We start from the raw sequence: 16,281 nt of genomic DNA on the forward strand, positions 1-16,281 counted from the left end.
CGAACACCGCCACCTGCGGGGTGTCGGGCAGCAGTTCGCGCACGGCTTCGATTCCCATGACGTTGGCCGGGTTGTGCAGCGGTGCGAGCGCGGACAGTTCGGAGATGGTGGCGATGGCGCGATCGTCGAGCAGGGTCGGCCGGTAGAACACCTCGCCACCGTGCACCACCCGGTGCCCGACCGCGGCCACCCCTTCGCCGGACAGGTCGTGCCCGGACTCGGCGAACATCCGGAACGCCAGCCTGAGCCCGGCGGTGTGGTCGGCGATCGGTCCGCGCCGCTCGACCGTCCGCCCGTCCACGGTGTGTTCGACCCGGCCGTCGTCCTCACCGATGCGCTCCACCAGCCCGGACGCGGCGACCACCCCGGAATCCGGTTCCAGCAGCTGATATTTGATCGATGACGAGCCGGAGTTGATGACCAGCACCCGTTCGTTACCCATCACGCCTCCTCCGCCGCCGACGCGAGCACCGCACCGGCACACCACCGGTAACCCGGCCCCCGCTCCACCTGTTCCATCCCTGTGATCGGAGAGACAACCGGCCTCATTCGCCCTGCGCCTGGATCGCGGTGATGGCGACGGTGTTGACGATATCGGCGACCAGCGCGCCACGAGACAGATCGTTGACGGGCTTGCGCAGACCTTGCAGCACCGGACCGATCGCGATCGCCCCCGCGCTGCGCTGCACCGCCTTGTAGGTGTTGTTACCGGTATTGAGGTCGGGGAAGATGAACACCGTTGCCCGCCCGGCCACTTCGGAATCGGGCAGTTTGGCGTCGGCCACCGTCGGCTCGATCGCGGCGTCGTACTGGATCGGGCCCTCCACCAACAGCTGGGGCGCGCGCTCGCGGACCAGTTTGGTGGCCACCCGCACCTTGTCCACATCGGCGCCGCTGCCGGATTCACCGGTGGAGTAGGACAGCATCGCCACCCGCGGATCGATCCCGAAACGCTCGGCGGTCGCGGCCGAGGAGATCGCGATGTCGGCCAGCTGCTCCGAGCTCGGATCAGGTACCACGGCACAGTCGCCGTAGGCGAGCACCCGGTCGGCCAGGCACATCAGGAACACACTCGACACCGTGGACACACCCGGCACCGTCTTGATGATCTCGAACGAGGGCCGGATGGTGTGCGCGGTCGTGTGCGCGGCACCCGACACCATGCCGTCGGCAATGCCCTTGTGCACCATCATGGTGCCGAAATAGGAGATGTCGGTGACCGTTTCCCGCGCCCGCTCCAGCGTCATGCCCTTGTGTTTGCGCAGTTCGGTGTATTCGCGGGCGAAGTCTTCGAGGTGTTCGGAAGTGCGTGGGTCGAGCACCTCCGCGTCGGCGATGTCGACACCCAACTCCGCGGCGCGCGCCCTGATGGCGTTCTCGTCGCCGAGGATGATCAGATCGGCGATCTTGCGCTGGAGCACCCGGCCCGCCGCACGCAGGATCCGGTCGTCGTCGCCTTCGGGCAGCACGATGCGTTTGCGGTCGGCCCTGGCCCGCTCGATGAGCTGGTATTCGAACATCTGCGGGGTCACCACCGTCGAACGCGGCACCTCCAGCCTGCGCAGGAATTCACCGGCGTCGACGTGCTGTTCCATCAGCGCCAGCGCGGTATCGACCTTGCGCGGATTGTCGGCCGACATGCGGCCGCGGGTGCGGTGCGCGGCGCCCGCGGTGTCGTAGGTGCCGAGGCTGGTGGTGAGGATCGGCAGCCTCGGCTTCAGGCCCGTCATCAGCCGGGCGATGGCCGGATGCGGCAGCAGCCCGCCGTTCATGATGATGCCCGACAGCGACGGAAAGCCTTCGGCCTCATGCGCGTTCACCACGCTGAGCAGCACGTCGGACCGGTCACCCGGCGCGATGACGACCTCGCCGTCTTCCAGCCGCTCCAGAATGTGCTCGGCCGTCATCCCGCCGACCATGATCTTCATGGCCTCGCGATGTAGCAGCTCCGGGTCGCCGCTGTACATTTCGCCGTCGATGGCGGCGCACAGTTCTGCCATGGTCGGCGCGATCAGCAGCGGCACCTCCGGCAGCGTCCACGACGGCACCGCGAAACCGGACAGCGCCGCGCACACCTGGTCGAGCTGATCGGGCGCGCAGCGATTGGCGATGATCGCGACCAACTGCGCGTGCTCGGCCGACAGCTCCGACGAACACAGCTCGGCCAGCTGCTTCACCTCGTCGGGACTGCGCTCGGAACCGCGCACCACCAGCAGCACCGGGGCCCCGAGGTTCACCGCGATCCTGGCGTTGTAGCGCAGCTCGCTCGGGCTGGCCACATCGGTGTAATCGCTGCCGACCACGACCACCGCGTCACAGGCCTTGGCGACCTCATGAAACCGCATCACGATCTCGCTGATCGCGGCGTCCGGATCGGTGTGCACCTGCTCGTAGGTGACGCCGATGGCCTGCGCGTATTCGATATCGGCGGTGCTGTGCTCGAGCAGCAGCTCCAGGATGTAATCGGGCTCGTCGGTGGAGCGGGTGATCGGCCGGAACACCCCGACCCGCGCGGTGGTCGCGCACAGCATCTGCAAGACGCCGAGCGCCACCGTGCTCTTGCCGGTGTCGCCTTCCGGTGACGCGATGTACACGGTGGACGGAGCTAGGTCGGCCATATCGCAGAGCTTAGTGAACCGGTGGCAATCGGACCGGGTGACCGGACGCGTTCGCCGCCAGATCGTCGCGGAGACGTCCATGCCCGCATACCGGGGTATTCTTTCGGCATGGACGAGACGCATCCGATCGACTACGAGGCGATCCGAGAGCGCTTTCCGTGGGTGGGGCTGGTGAGCACCGGCGAGCGTGACCTCTCCTCGCGATACCGCGAGATCATGGCCGAGTCCCGCCGCGATCGCGAAATCGTGGAGGCGATCGACGCCATTCGGCGGACCGCGTGAGTGAACTGCTGTGCGACACCGGCGTGTTGATCGCGCTGTACGACCGCAGCGATTCGCATCACGCACGGTGCGTGCGCTTCATGCAACGCCGTTCCGGAACCCTGCTGGTTCCCGAGCCCGTTCTTGGTGAAGCCTGCAACTTTCTTCGCAATCACCTGCGCAGCGGCCCTGCGCTGGAGATCCAGCTGCTGGAAGCGTTCACCGCGACCGGTGCCGATACCGAGATCGTCAACCCGACGCCCGAGGATCGAAAGCGGGCGACGGAGTTGGCGCGGCAGTTGGTCACCGGTCCACTCGGATACGTTGACGCGATCATCCTGGCCACCGCGGAACGACTGAAGGTAACCGACATCGCCAGCGTCGACTTCAAGTTCCTGGGCATGGCCGGCCCGGTCAGCCGCATACAGCCGCTGAACTGGGTACTTCAAGAGTTCGGGTAACCGACCGAGTAATTCGACGCGCCCGCCCGGCCGTGGGGCGCGCACTGGCACGACCCAGCTGACCGAGAGCTCGAACTCAGCCCAGCGCGCGCAACCGCGGCGCCAGATCGCGCTGGAACAGGTCCAGGAACCGTCGCTGGTCGTGCCCCGGCGCGTGGAAGACCAGGTGGTTGAGGCCCGCGTCCAGGTACGGCTTGATCTGGGCGACGGCGTCGTCGGGGTCGCTGGCGACGATCCAGCGCTTGGCGATCTGCTCGATCGGCAGCGCGTCGGCGGCGGCCTCCATCTCGATCGGGTCGGTGATGGAGTGCTTCTGCTCGGCGGTCAGCGACAGCGGCGCCCAGAACCGGGTGTTCTCCAGCGCCAGTTCCGGATCGGTGTCGTAGGAGATCTTGATCTCGATCATCCGGTCGATATCGGCGACCTCGCGGCCTGCCCTGGCCGCGCCCTCGGCGACCGCCGGCATCAGCTTCTCGGTGTAGAGGTCCATGCCCTTGCCGGAGGTGCAGATGAAGCCGTCACCGGCGCGGCCGGCGTACCTGGCGACCAGCGGCCCGCCGGCGGCGATGTAGACAGGGATACCGTCCTTGGGCACGTCATAGATCGACGCGCCGACCGTGCGGTAGTACTGGCCGTCGAAATCGGTGCGCTCACCGGTCCACAGCGCGCGCATGAGCTCCACCGACTCGCGCAGCCGCGCGAAACGCTCCTTGAACTCCGGCCATTCGCCGGTGTAGCCGGTGGCGATCTCATTGAGCGCCTCACCGGTGCCGACGCCGAGCATCACCCGGTTCGGGTACAGGCAGCCCATGGTGGCGAACGCCTGCGCGATCACCGCCGGGTTGTAGCGGTAGGTCGGGGTGAGCACGGAGGTGCCGAGCAGGATGCGCTCGGTGCGCTCACCGGCCGCGGCCATCCAGGCCAGCGAGAACGGCGCGTGCCCGCCCTTGTGCCGCCACGGCTGGAAATGGTCGCTGACCGTCGCGCTGTCGAGGCCGTGCTCCTCGGCCAGCACCGCCAGTTCCACCAGCTCTCGAGGTCCGAACTGTTCCGCCGATGCCTTGTACCCGAGTTTGAGATCCGCCACCTGCGCCACTCCTGTCGCTCGTGCGGGATGACCGCACACCATTGCACCGCTTCCGCGATCGCCCGATACAGCCGAGGGCCGCCGGGGATTGTTCCCGGCGCCGCGCCCGATATCGCTGAGCGCGCCGCACTCGGCACGGCCCGCCCTCGACCATAACCAGTGGGGCTCAACCGTTGAACCCCGCCGCGCACATCGCCGGTCCACACCGGCCACGTGGCTCCGGTCGCCACGCCTCGGCCGCCCACCGGCGTGATGTGTCACGCAATGCACGCCGCGGCGCACCCGATAGCGGACAATTGGCCGGGTGACCTCCGCAGACGATCGGATCCTTTCCTACCTGACCGATATGGACGGTGTGCTCGTGCACGAGGATCATCTGATCCCCGGCGCCGACGAATTCCTCGCCGAGCTGCGGGACAAGGAGATCCCGTTCCTGGTCCTCACCAACAACTCCATCCGCACACCCCGCGATCTCCAAGCCAGGCTGCGCCACAGCGGTCTCGATATCCCGGAGTCGGCGATCTGGACCTCCGCGCTGGCCACCGCCACCTTCCTCAACGATCAACGCCCCGAGGGCACCGCCTATGTCGTCGGCGAATCCGGGCTCACCACGGCGCTGCACGAGATCGGCTACGTGCTCACCGACAGCGACCCGGACTATGTGGTGCTCGGCGAGACCCGCACCTATTCGTTCGAGGCGATCACCACCGCGATCCGGCTGGTCGAGCGCGGCGCCCGGTTCATCGCCACCAACCCCGACGCCACCGGCCCCTCCCGGGACGGCGTGCTGCCCGCGACCGGTTCGGTCGCCGCCCTGATCACCCGCGCCACCGGCCGCGAACCGTACTACGTCGGCAAACCCAACCCGCTGATGATGCGCTCGGCCCTGCGGCGCATCGGCGCGCATTCGCGGACCAGCGTCATGATCGGTGACCGCATGGACACCGACGTCATCTCCGGAATGGAGGCGGGCATGCGCACCGTGCTGGTGACCTCGGGCATCTCGACACGTGCCTCCGTCGAGCAGTACCCCTACCGCCCCACCCTCGTGGTGGATTCGGTCGCCGACCTCATCGGCCGCACCGAGACGCCGTTCGCGGACTGAGCGGGCAGGCCCGGGTAAAACTGGCACGTGTTACGTTTCGCAGAGCGAAGGATCGTGCGAAGGGTGCCGACGGGATGATCAGTTTCTTCAGCAGCGACGGGGACCTGCTCGTCCCGGAGAAGCTCGCGGTCAGCCGGTGGTCGCCGAACCAGATCGGTGGCACCGGGGTGTGCGGGGCGCTGGGCCGTCAGCTCGAGACGCATTGCCCGGCGGGGTTCGTCCCGGCCCGGATGACGGCCGACCTGTTCCGGCCGGTGCTGAACGAGCCGCTCGCGGTGCACAGCGAGGTGGTGCGCGAGGGTAAGCGGATCCTCGTGGCCGACGCTCACATCGTCCAGAACGACGAGGTCCGCGCCCGTGGTACCGCGGTGTTCCTGGCCACCGGTTCCGAACCGCCGGGCCAGGTGTGGAGCCAGGATCTCGACCTGCCGGTGCCACAGCGGCGGCTCTCGCCCGAAGGTGAGCGCGGCATGTTCAAGAGCGGCGACCGGGAGTGGTCGCAGGACATCGCCGCCAACCAGAACGCCGACCGCAAGGTTTCCTGGCACAGCCTGCCGCCGCTCGTGGCGGGCGAGGAGCTCACGCCGTTCCAGCGTGCGGCCATCCTCGGCGACTCCACCAACCACGTCTGCCATTGGGGTTCGGACGGCCAGGGCTACATCAACGCCGATATGACCCTCACCCTCGCGCGCCTGCCGATCGGTCACGAACTCGGCCTGCGCGCCGACAACACCATTGCCTCGGCGGGCATTTCGGTGGGCTCGGCCACCCTCTACGACCGCACCGGACCGATCGGCACCTGCGTCGTCACCGCCCTCGCCAACGCCCACCGCCAGATCGATTTCACCGCGCCACGCTGAGGTCGGCTGCTGGATCGCCACTGCCGCGAGGCCTCCGCGTTGCTCCACGGCGGACGGCACGACCTCGTCGCCACCGATTCGGCGCTGCCGGCCCGGCCGCGTCGGCCGCTGCCGTACCACCTGGCCGTCGACGCCTTGCAGGGCTGCCCGGCGTACCGGGCAGCACCGGTGCACCCGGTTGTTCCTCTACAGCGCCGCGTACACCGCCTCGACGAGGTCATAAGCGCGGCGGTCGCCGGCGAGCCCGTCCCGGCGCAGATTCGGGATGAAGGCGAACGCGACATCGTGGTCCGGGTCGCCGAGGCCGATCGAACCGCCCGCACCCGGGTGGCCGAAGGCGCTCGCACGGGCAGCCGCTGGGAGCCGGAAGCTGGGCGAGGGCCGCATGAAGCCGAGACCGAAAGCGCTGTCGAGCAACAACACCTCATCGGCTCCGCGCACCCGTTCGCGGATCGCCTCGCGCAGCGTGGCCGGTGCGAGCAGATCGCCACGCAGGAGGTCGCGGTAGAAGGTGGCGAGGGCGCGCGGGGTGGTGACCATACCGGCTCCTGGCCAGCCGCCGCCCAGTACGGCGGGATCGTTGTAGGAGCCGGACGGATTCGTCGAGGCCCGCATGAGCAGGGAATCGGGGTCGCGGTAGGCGGCGGCCAGGTTCCGCAGCGCCTCGTTGTCGATCGCGAGTTCCTCGGGTGCCCAGCGCATCTGTGATTCCGGCGGGAAGCCCACGCGGGCGGCGCGAGCAGCTACCTCCGCAGGCGCACCTATCCACAATTCGCTGCCGATATGCGCCCTGGCGAATGCGCCGACAGTGTCGCCCGTGTGCCGTCGCACCAGTTCACCGACCAGCCAGCCGAAGGTCAACGCGTGATAGCCGTGCCGTGTCCCCGGCACCCACACCGGCTCCTGCGCGGCCAGTCGAGCGGCCATCGCCTCGGCATCCGCGGCGTCGGCAGGGGTGAGCGGTTGCGTGAAGGCGGGTAGCCCGGCACGGTGGGTCAGCAGATCTTCGGTGGTGGTGTGCTCCTTACCGCAGCGCGCGTATTCCGGCCACCAGCGCGCCACCGGCTCGGTGAGATCGATGTCCTCCCGCTCGGCGATCATCAACGCGGCCGTGGCGGTGACGGCCTTCGTGCACGAGAACGACACGCACGGCGTGTCACGGACCCATGCCCGCCCGGTCTTCGCATCGGCCACCCCGCCCCAGAGGTCGACGACCAGCTCACCGCCGACGAAGACAGCCACCGCGGCGCCCGAATCGCGGCCGTCGGCAAGGTTCGCCTCGAACACCTCGCGCACCGCGCGAAACGCTGGATCGCACTGTCCGTCGACCGCCATAGCAAAATTAGAACATGTTTCACTTTCGGAGGGAGCCATTTCTCCCTCCTACCTGCGACCGCGTCGACCGAACTCCGCGGCTCCGCCATGGACGCAGCGGAAGTCCGGGCACCCCCGGCCCAACCGCCCCTATCCGGGCCTGCGGTAGGTCGGATGGGTTTCGCGTCGGTCCCTCACGTCGCCCCGTCGGCAGCGCTCATCCGCGCGGCGAGCCGATGGCGTCGAGCGCCGCACTGAGGCGGACCAGAGCCGCGACGGTCGGCGCGAAGTCCGGGCCGAGTTCGTCGGCCAGCCGCTGTGCCATCTCCGCATGTTGCGGATGGATCAGGGCGATGGCCGCGCGCCCGGATTCGGTGACGGCCACCAGCTTGGCCCGCCGATGCGCCGGGTTCGGACGGTATTCAGCCAGCCCCTTGTCGACCAGCAGATCGGCGATGCGTTGCACGCTCTGGCGGGTGATGCCCATGGCGCGGGCGATGCCGGCGACCGACAGCGGCCCGCGCAACACGGCGCCGAGCACCTGCCACCACGCCGCCGTCATCCCCGCCGGCGCGGCCAATTCCTCGGCGATGGCGAGGAATTGGCCGTTCAACCGGAACGTGGTGATCGCGGCGGTACTGAACAGGTCCTGTTCGGCATCCGTGGCGACCGGCCGGCCGGACTCGACGGTCACGAGGCCGCCGCCGCCTTCGCCTCCCACTCGGCCAACACGGGGTACGCCGACGCATCACGCTTGGCGAAAAGCCGGTACCAGGCGTCGAGGACCTGCGGCTCGAACAGCTCGAGCTCGGCGAAGATCTCGCGGGCGAATTCCCACGGCGCGGCGGGACCGGCGGTGATCAGGCCACCATCGGTGACCGCGGGCGCGTCGATGTAGTTGTCCGCCCCGGCATACCCGCTTGCGGCGAGGTATTCGGCGGCGCCGCTGGTGTGTTTGCGCTCGTCGAGCAGGCCTTCTTTGGCCAGGCCGAAGGTGGCGCCACAGATGGCGGCGACGGGCACGCCCGCGTCCAGGAATTTCCTTGCCGCGTAGGCGAATCCGCTGAGTCCGCCACGATCCCACAGCTCTGAGCCCGGCAGGATCAGCAGTGCACTGTCCTCGGCGTCGAGTTCGGCCAGGGCAAGGTCGGGCACGATGCGCATCCCGCCCATGGTGGTCACGGTCTCGCCCAGCGGCGCGACAGTGCGGACCTGAAAGCTGCCGGGTTCGCGCTGCAAACCCACGTTGTGGTTGATCTGCGCGATCGCCGCACCGACTTCCCAGTCGGCGAGCAGATCGTAAACGGCTACGTGCACTGTCTTCGTGGTCATGACAGTATGCTGTCATGTTTGACAGGATGCTGTCAATGCCTGGGGCACGAAAAAGGCCGGCGCATGGCACCGGCCTCTTTCGCAGAGCGAGGTTTCGCGAAGCTCGCGTCAGCTCAGCGCATACTCCAGATCGCCGAGCAGATCCTCCACGTCCTCGAGCCCCACCGAGATGCGCACGACGCCGTCGGTGAGCCCGATGGTGGCGCGCCCCTCCGGGCCCATCGCCCGATGGGTGGTGGTGGCCGGGTGGGTGATCAGGGTCTTCGCATCGCCCAGGTTGTTGGACAGGTCGATGATGCGCAGCCGGTTGAGCACCTCGAAGGCACGCTTCTTCGCCTCGTGCTCGGGCGCCTTCAACTCGAAGGTGACCACGGTGCCGCCGCCGCTCATCTGGCTCGCGGCCAGGTCGTATTGCGGATGCGATTCCAGGAACGGGTATTTCACCCAGCCGACGGCGTCGTTGCCCTCCAGGAAGCGCGCGATCCGCAGGGCGGATTCGGTCGAATGCTTCACCCGCAGCGGCATCGTCTCCAGGCCCTTGAGCAGCGTCCACGCATTGAACGGGCTCAATGCGGGGCCGGTGTGGCGCATCAGATTCTTGACCGGACCGCCGATGTAGTCCTCGGCACCGAGGATCGCGCCGCCGAGCACCCGGCCCTGCCCGTCGATGTGCTTGGTGCCCGAATACACCACCACATCGGCGCCGAGTTCGAACCCACGTTGCAGCAACGGCGTCGCGAAGACGTTGTCCAGCACCACTTTCGCGCCCGCGGCATGGGCCATCTCGCTGACCCGGCGCACGTCCACCAGGGTCTGCATCGGGTTGGCGGGCGTCTCGAAGAACACCGCGGTGGTCGGCACCGACAGCGCCTGCTCCCACTGGTCGAGATCCTCGCCGTCGACGAACACCGTCTCCACGCCCCAGCGCGGCAGGATCTCGTTGCACACCACGAAACAGGAACCGAACAGGCTGCGCGCGGCCACCAGCCGGTCACCCGCACCGAGCAGTGCGCCGAGCGCGGTGAAGACCGCGGCCATGCCGCTGGCGGTGGCGAAGCACGCTTCGGCGCCGTCGATCAGCCGCATCCGCTCCTCGAAGGTGGCGACGGTCGGATTGCCGTAGCGCGAGTAGACGAAATGCTCGACGTCACCGGTGAAGGCCGCCTCGGCCGCCTCAGCGCTCTCGTAGACGAACCCCGAGGTCAGATACAGCGCTTCGGAGGTCTCCTCGAAGCCAGAACGCCGCAGGCCACCACGCACGCCGAGGGTGGCAGGACCGACTCCCTCCGGCAGCGGCCGGTCGAACGCGCCGCCGGTGATCACGACTGCCGCCAGGGCAGGCCGTCGGCACGCCAGCCGGCGCCACCGCGGTGACCGGACTCGTCGAGCGGGCCCTCGAAACCCTCGCTGACGTTGTAGGACGGCTCGATGCCCGCACTGGTCGCCAGGGCGGCGGCATGCGCCGAACGCTGGCCGGAGCGACACAGGAACACCACGGGGGCATCCGGATCGCGGCCGTCGAGGATGGTGCGCAACTGCTGCGCGAACTCGGGGTTGCGCGCGCCGGTGCCGTCGACCCATTCGATCAGGACGGTCTGCCGGTCGATGGCGCTGGTATCGGGGATGCCGACGAACTTCCATTCGGCCTCGGTCCGCACGTCCACCAGGACCGCTCGGGGATCGTCGCGCAATATCTCCCACGCCTGTTTCGGGGTGATGTCGCCGGCATAAGTCATGTGTGGCACCTTCCTCGAGAATCCGCACTTGCCGCATCTGGCTTCGATGCGCGCCAGGTCGTCACCCGGAGCACCCCACCGCGGAGGAGGGTTGCCGGCCAGCAAGCCGGGGCTTGACGCTGGCACTCATGACCTGAAATGAGATTGCCTGGCCGGGGGTTGCCCTGTCAAACCCCCGATCAGGGCCTTGCGCTGGGGTTCAGTGGCAGACCAGCCAGGTGTTGTCGACCCGTTTCAGGGTCCAGGTTCCGGTCGCTTCGGCTCCGTCGACCTTGCTGCTGACGGTGGCCGTCGCCCGGTCGCCCTCGACCTTCAGATCCTCGAGTTTCGTGATTTCTACGGCTTTTCCGGTCTCGCCTTCGTCCAGCCTGCCCGCCATCGGCGAGCGCTTCGGGTCGAAGTCCGGGCACACCGCTTCCTCCGGCGGGAGCAGGCCGTAGCGCGAACTGACCTCGCCGAAGTCACGCACCGCGGCGGCCACCCGGTCGGCCTCTGTGACATTTTTCTCAACCGGCGAGACCAGCTCTGCGATGACGATGACGGCGAGCACGAGTGCCGCGATCACCGCGGCGATGATGAACGGCGCCATCGACCGGGTCGAATCGCCGGATTCGGGCTCGTCGGCCGGTTCGCGCCGGGCCGCGCCCGGATCTGGCTGCTGATCGCTCATGAGCTGATGATCCCTTGGTCCCCCGAGGCCACTCGACAGGCCCCCGATAGAATCGGCGGGATCGCGGCCGGTGCCGTGCAGGTGAAATCCAGCCGTGCGTCAAGTTAGCCTAAGCTAAACACCGACGCCCATAACTGTCTCGACCAATAAGGTGCGCGTAAACGATGACCGAACAGACCGCAGCTGCACGCCCGCTCCGCATCGCGATCGTGGGTGCCGGACCGGCCGGTATCTACGCCGCCGACGCGTTGATGAAGTCGGATGCGGATGTGTCCATCGACCTCTATGAGCGCATGCCCGCGCCGTTCGGCCTGATCCGTTACGGCGTCGCGCCCGACCATCCGCGCATCAAGGGCATCATCACCGCCCTGCACAAGGTGCTCGACAAGCCGCAGGTGCGCCTGCTCGGCAATATCGACTACGGCTCCGACATCACCCTCGACGACCTGCGGGTCTACTACGACGCGGTGATCTTCTCCACCGGCGCCAACGCCGACCGCGCCCTGCCGATCCCCGGCATCGACCTCGACGGCTCCTACGGCGCCGCCGACTTCGTCTCCTGGTACGACGGCCACCCCGACGTGCCGCGCACCTGGCCGCTGGACGCGGAGAAGGTCGCCGTCCTCGGCGTCGGCAACGTCGCGCTCGACATCGCGCGCGTGCTGGCCAAGACCGGCGACGAGCTGCTGCCGACGGAGATCCCGCCGAACGTCTACAAGGGCCTCAAGGAGAACAAGGCCGTCGAGGTGCACGTCTTCGGACGTCGCGGCCCGGCGCAGGCCAAGTTCACCCCGCTGGAGCTGCGCGAGCTGGATCATTCGCCGACCATCGAGGTCATCGTCGATCCCGAGGACATCGACTACGACGAGGGCTCCGAGGCCGCGCGCCGCCACTCCAAGCAGGTCGACATGGTCGCCAACACCCTCGAACAGTGGGCCATCCGCGATCAGGGCAACCGCCCGCACCGGCTGTACCTGCACTTCTTCGAATCGCCCGCCGAGGTGATCGGCGACGAGAACGGCAAGGTCATCGGTCTCAAGACCGAACGCACCCAGCTCGACGGCACCGGCAACGTCAAGGGCACCGGCGAGTACAAGACCTGGGATGTGCAGGCGGTCTACCGTGCCGTCGGCTACCTGTCGCAGAACATCAGCAACCTGCCGTTCGACGATCAGGCCGGCGTGGTGCCCAACGAGGCCGGTCGCGTGCTCGCCGACGAGGACGCCGACGGCCCCGCCCGCTACATGCCCGCCACCTACGTCACCGGCTGGATCAAGCGCGGCCCGGTCGGCCTCATCGGCCACACCAAGGGCGACGCCAACGAGACCGTGGCCTGCCTGCTCGACGACAGCAAGGACTTCACCCCCGCCCAGCGCCCCGAGCCCGAAGCGGTGATCGAGTTCCTCGAAGGCAAGGGCATCCCGTTCACCACCTGGGACGGCTGGTACCGCCTCGACGCCCACGAGCGCGCCCTCGGCGAGCCCGAAGGCCGTGAGCGGGTCAAGGTCGTCGAGCGTGAGGACATGCTGCGCGCCAGCGAGCCGCATAAAGTCTGACCGCTCCCCGGGATCGGGGAAGCGCGAAATCCGACGCTGAGGCATGCTGTACACGTGTTCGATGCCCATGTCCACATCATCGATCCGCGGTTCCCGCTGATCGAAAATGAGGGCTACCTGCCGGAGCCCTACACCATCGAGGATTATCGAAAGCGCATGTCGCGCTTCGACGTCACCGGTGGTGCCGTGGTCAGCGCGTCTTTCCAGGGCAGCGATCAGAGCTATCTGCGGGCGGCGCTGGCCGAGCTCGGTGAGGGCTGGGTCGGCGTCACCCGGCTGCCGCTGGATGCGGGTGACGAGGAGATCGTCGAGCTGGACAAGGTCGGGGTGCGGGCGCTGCGGTTCAACCTCAAGCGCGCCGCCGCCGACATCGCCGCGATGACGTTGCAGGCCGTGCGCGCCTACGAGCTGGCCGGCTGGCACGTCGAGGTCTACATCGACGGCCAGATGCTGGCCTCGCTGCAACCGGTGGTGCTGAAGCTGCCCGCGCTGTCGGTCGACCATATGGGCATGTCCGAGGAGGGGCTGCCGTTCCTGCTGGACCTGGTCGATCGTGGCGCCAGGGTGAAGGCCACCGGGTTCGGCCGCGTCGACATGGATGTCGCCACCGCCCTGCGCCGCATTCACGCGATGAACCCGGAAGCCCTGATGTTCGGCACCGATCTCCCCGGCACCCGCGCCGGGCGGCCCTTCGAGGATTCCGATGTCGACCTGATCTGCGACGTGGTCGGCACCGACATGCACAAGGTCCTCGAAGACAACGCCCGCGCCTTCTACCGGCTGCCACCGGTCCAGCGGGAACTCGCCGACCCGGATCCGACGCTACCGCTGCACGCCCCGCCCGCGCCGACCATGCCGATCCCGCGCGCGCAGCTGCCGAGAACCGAAGCGACGGATACGGTTCCGCTGCCGATTGTGGAGTGAGTCGGGTCAGTACCGGCGTGCGCCCGCGAATGGCATTGTCGCCATATCGGATTCGACAACACCCTCGCCAGACGTAGCGGCGTGAATGACCTTGCCGCCGCCGGAGTACAGCGCGGAGTGGCCGCCGCCGTAGAACGACACCAGGTCGCCGGGACGAAGATCGTTGCGCGAGACCGGAGTTCCGGCGGCGAGCTGCTGATGGCTGGTGCGCGGTAGGTCCACGCCCGCGTGGCGGTAGGACCACTGCACCAGGCCGGAGCAGTCGAAGGCGTTGGGGCCGGTCGCGCCGGGTACGTAGCTCGCGCCGAGCTTACTGCGGGCGGCGGAGATCGCGGCCTCGCCGCGGGTCGGCTCGGGTATCGAGGCCGGTGCCGGTGGTTGGAAGCCCGGGAGCTGCGGAAGGGCGAACGGTAGCGGCGGGATCGTGAGGTCGATCGTCTCGACATTCACCGGCGCGGGCTCGGTCCGCGCGGGGACGATAGCCGGGATCTCACCTATTTTCGCCTGGGGAATTTCGTTTGCCGGAATGTTCTCGATTTTCGGAGCCATGAAGCTGTCCGGCACGGTGCCCAGCGGAGTGTCGAGTGTGCCGATTCCTGGAACTGCCAGCGGCTGCGCCGTCGCCGAGCCGGTGGCCGGTAGCAGCGCCAGCGCTGCCGCCGAGCCGAGTGCCAACAGCACTACCCGGCGCAACCGGCGAGAATATCGAACGTCGTCGTCAGATGATGCCATGATGCGGTCCTCCGATGCTCACATCGAGGCCGATGGCGGACGAGCGTTGTTCACCACGGCCTTCGAATTGATTCGAAAAACGTCACGGTGATCTGTTCGGTCCAGTCGATCCGAGCGTCGATCTTTCAGTCATCGGCATGAGCAGTACAGCGGAACACGCGTTCTGTGTATAACGAAGCAATAACGAACGTTTATCACAAGCTAATTACATCGAGTTATTTTGAGAAGTGCAAAGCACCGGACCGGGCTCCGGCCGTCGGTCGGCGAGACCACACGGACCGCTCACAGCTTCGCCAGCCGCTCCTGCTCCTTCTGGTAGGCCCGCCACGCCTGCTGCGTCGGTGTCGGCCGGGTGGTCAGTGCCTTCCAGTCCGTGGAGCGAACGAAGTTCACCACCATCAGCACCGGCAGGATGAACGCCTGGAAGAAGATCAGATAGCTGCCGCCCTCGAACACGAACGCCAAATACCCCGCATAGGCGAGAAACCCGGCCCCGAACGCCCCATTGAGCCACCGCGAGGTCTCACTCTGCCCACCCTTCACAGCAGCCATCACCAGCATGAGCGTGCCGCTGAAGACGAGCATCCAGACATACCAATCGAACACGGCGGTTCCTCCCGAGACATCGCACCGCCTTGTGGCAGCACCGGATGTCCAGGAGCAAACTCCGCCCTGCTTGCCGAACTCTTTCCGATCCCTTGCACCCAGCCGCAGTGACTACAGGCCAATGAATTCGGCAGCGAAGCTGCACAGGAGTGATCGGCAGATTCGGCTCAGACGACGATCGCGGCAGCGAGCCAGACGCCGGCTGCCAGCAGCGCCCCGAGCAGTTCCACCAGGATCGACAGGCCGACGCCCTTCACCGCGTGCCAGGTGGACTGCCAGGCCAGGCGTTGACCGCGGACGCGCTGGAGTTCGGAAACATACACGCCGGCAATGAATCCCACGAACAGGCCGACGACAGGGATGACGAAGAAACCGATGATGCCGAGGATTGCGCCGAGGTAGAGGGAGCGGTTGGGGACGCCCGCTTCTTTCAGTTTCCGGCCGGGCCAGGTGTATTTGATGACGCCCGAGATCACCAGCAGGACAGCGCTTATGGCGAAGACGGTCCAGGCGGTGGCGCCGCCGGTGAGGAAGGCCCAGACGGCGATGGCGGCGAAGATCAGGATGACGCCGGGCAGGATCGGGATGACGATGCCGAGTAGGCCGACCACGATCACCAGGCCGACGACGACCTCACCCCACGCGCTCACTGAATAATCCCTCCGTTGTCGGCGCGGCGGCCTCCGACCGGCCTCCGCAGACCCTGATGCTCGCGCCGCGTGAAGGGGATGCCCAGCCGGCGGACACTCCCGCCCACCGGGCGACCCTTATGCCCGAATTCTGTCCTATCGGGCCAGGTCGTGCAGCATGGAGGTACGGGTCACAGTGGTCCGGGCTATTGTCGTACTGTCAATACAGTCTCCGGGGCGGCTCCCGGTGACGAGCACCGGCCACCGGTGCGCAGGATTCGACGACGAACCGAGGTAGGGCGTGAGCACTCCATCCACCACGCAGGGCCCGCTCGCGGGCATCCGGGTTATCGAACTGGCCGGCATCGGCCCAGGTCCGCACGCCGCGCT

The 16,281-nt window shown here is 67.7% G+C and carries 17 protein-coding genes, 1 pseudogene and 1 riboswitch; of the genes and pseudogenes, 6 read left to right on the plus strand and 12 right to left on the minus strand.

Translation table 11 applies throughout. From position 1 onward, the window contains the following. A pseudogene (locus RJ05_RS24105) lies at positions 1–442 on the minus strand (acetate kinase); the annotation flags it as partial. 103 nt (positions 443–545) lie between these two features. After that, positions 546–2,618 carry a phosphate acetyltransferase gene (pta, locus tag RJ05_RS24110; protein ID WP_036540944.1) on the minus strand — a complete coding sequence of 691 codons (2,073 nt, stop codon included), beginning with the start codon at positions 2,616–2,618 and terminating at the stop codon, positions 546–548. A 108-nt stretch (positions 2,619–2,726) separates the two neighbouring features. Here pta and RJ05_RS31115 point away from each other — a divergent pair, with 108 nt between their 5' ends. Both RJ05_RS31115 and RJ05_RS24115 read left to right on the plus strand, forming a co-directional pair. Beyond that, entirely contained in the window at positions 2,727–2,900 is a 174-nt protein-coding gene (locus RJ05_RS31115; protein WP_156090853.1) for a hypothetical protein, read from the plus strand. After that, on the plus strand, positions 2,897–3,340 hold the full coding sequence (locus RJ05_RS24115; protein WP_051016859.1) for a type II toxin-antitoxin system VapC family toxin: 444 nt from the start codon (positions 2,897–2,899) through the stop codon (positions 3,338–3,340). Before RJ05_RS31115 ends, RJ05_RS24115 begins: the two co-directional genes overlap by 4 nt. Before the next feature lie 76 nt (positions 3,341–3,416). Here RJ05_RS24115 and fgd read toward each other — a convergent pair whose 3' ends face one another. Further along, positions 3,417–4,427 (minus strand): glucose-6-phosphate dehydrogenase (coenzyme-F420), encoded by a 1,011-nt coding sequence (fgd, locus tag RJ05_RS24120; protein ID WP_036540970.1) that lies wholly within the window; start codon positions 4,425–4,427, stop codon positions 3,417–3,419. Positions 4,428–4,773: 346 nt separating this feature from the next. Between fgd and RJ05_RS24125 the strand changes: the two genes are divergently transcribed. Together RJ05_RS24125 and RJ05_RS24130 are read left to right on the plus strand one after the other, a co-directional pair. Beyond that, positions 4,774–5,532 (plus strand): HAD-IIA family hydrolase, encoded by a 759-nt coding sequence (locus tag RJ05_RS24125; protein WP_051016862.1) that lies wholly within the window; start codon positions 4,774–4,776, stop codon positions 5,530–5,532. Between the two features lie 74 nt (positions 5,533–5,606). After that, a complete protein-coding gene (locus tag RJ05_RS24130; protein WP_036540948.1) occupies positions 5,607–6,392 on the plus strand; it encodes an acyl-CoA thioesterase domain-containing protein in 786 nt (261 codons plus the stop codon). 186 nt (positions 6,393–6,578) lie between these two features. On the opposite strand, the gene RJ05_RS24135 is transcribed toward RJ05_RS24130, so the two are convergent. The 6 genes from RJ05_RS24135 to RJ05_RS24160 all read right to left on the minus strand — a co-directional run bounded on the left by RJ05_RS24135 (position 6,579) and on the right by RJ05_RS24160 (position 11,444). Beyond that, positions 6,579–7,727: a serine hydrolase domain-containing protein gene (locus RJ05_RS24135; protein ID WP_036540951.1), complete on the minus strand. Its 1,149-nt coding sequence runs from the start codon at positions 7,725–7,727 to the stop codon at positions 6,579–6,581. A gap of 196 nt (positions 7,728–7,923) precedes the next feature. After that, positions 7,924–8,400, minus strand: a complete 477-nt coding sequence (locus RJ05_RS24140) for a MarR family winged helix-turn-helix transcriptional regulator (protein WP_051016863.1) — start codon at positions 8,398–8,400, stop codon at positions 7,924–7,926. After that, positions 8,397–9,038 (minus strand): DJ-1/PfpI family protein, encoded by a 642-nt coding sequence (locus tag RJ05_RS24145; RefSeq protein WP_036540953.1) that lies wholly within the window; start codon positions 9,036–9,038, stop codon positions 8,397–8,399. The genes RJ05_RS24140 and RJ05_RS24145 overlap by 4 nt, the downstream gene beginning before the upstream one ends. 108 nt (positions 9,039–9,146) lie before the next feature. Further along, on the minus strand, positions 9,147–10,361 hold the full coding sequence (locus RJ05_RS24150; RefSeq protein ID WP_036540955.1) for an O-succinylhomoserine sulfhydrylase: 1,215 nt from the start codon (positions 10,359–10,361) through the stop codon (positions 9,147–9,149). Continuing rightward, complete coding sequence (locus RJ05_RS24155; RefSeq protein ID WP_014353393.1) at positions 10,358–10,774, minus strand: rhodanese-like domain-containing protein; 417 nt, start codon at positions 10,772–10,774, stop codon at positions 10,358–10,360. Before RJ05_RS24155 ends, RJ05_RS24150 begins: the two co-directional genes overlap by 4 nt. Positions 10,775–10,793: 19 nt before the next feature. Next, positions 10,794–10,908, minus strand: a riboswitch (SAM riboswitch). Between the two features lie 65 nt (positions 10,909–10,973). Then, a complete protein-coding gene (locus RJ05_RS24160) occupies positions 10,974–11,444 on the minus strand; it encodes an Rv0361 family membrane protein (RefSeq protein WP_036540957.1) in 471 nt (156 codons plus the stop codon). Between the two features lie 164 nt (positions 11,445–11,608). On the opposite strand from RJ05_RS24160, the gene RJ05_RS24165 reads away from it, so the two are divergent. Both RJ05_RS24165 and RJ05_RS24170 read left to right on the plus strand, forming a co-directional pair. Beyond that, positions 11,609–13,000, plus strand: coding sequence for an FAD-dependent oxidoreductase (locus tag RJ05_RS24165; RefSeq protein WP_036540959.1), 1,392 nt, complete (start codon positions 11,609–11,611; stop codon positions 12,998–13,000). 54 nt (positions 13,001–13,054) lie between these two features. Then, a complete protein-coding gene (locus tag RJ05_RS24170; protein WP_036540961.1) occupies positions 13,055–13,924 on the plus strand; it encodes an amidohydrolase family protein in 870 nt (289 codons plus the stop codon). A gap of 6 nt (positions 13,925–13,930) precedes the next feature. On the opposite strand, the gene RJ05_RS24175 is transcribed toward RJ05_RS24170, so the two are convergent. From RJ05_RS24175 to RJ05_RS24185, 3 genes are all read right to left on the minus strand, one after another. Next, complete coding sequence (locus RJ05_RS24175) at positions 13,931–14,656, minus strand: C40 family peptidase (protein ID WP_169332974.1); 726 nt, start codon at positions 14,654–14,656, stop codon at positions 13,931–13,933. A gap of 282 nt (positions 14,657–14,938) precedes the next feature. Then, positions 14,939–15,262 carry a hypothetical protein gene (locus RJ05_RS24180; RefSeq protein WP_036540965.1) on the minus strand — a complete coding sequence of 108 codons (324 nt, stop codon included), beginning with the start codon at positions 15,260–15,262 and terminating at the stop codon, positions 14,939–14,941. A 167-nt stretch (positions 15,263–15,429) separates the two neighbouring features. Then, positions 15,430–15,912 carry a DUF456 domain-containing protein gene (locus RJ05_RS24185; RefSeq protein WP_036540966.1) on the minus strand — a complete coding sequence of 161 codons (483 nt, stop codon included), beginning with the start codon at positions 15,910–15,912 and terminating at the stop codon, positions 15,430–15,432. Between the last annotated feature and the right edge of the window lie 369 nt (positions 15,913–16,281).

It is taken from the genome of Nocardia cyriacigeorgica NBRC 100375 (genome assembly GCF_000308555.1).
Taxonomy (GTDB): Bacteria; Actinomycetota; Actinomycetes; order Mycobacteriales; family Mycobacteriaceae; genus Nocardia; species Nocardia cyriacigeorgica.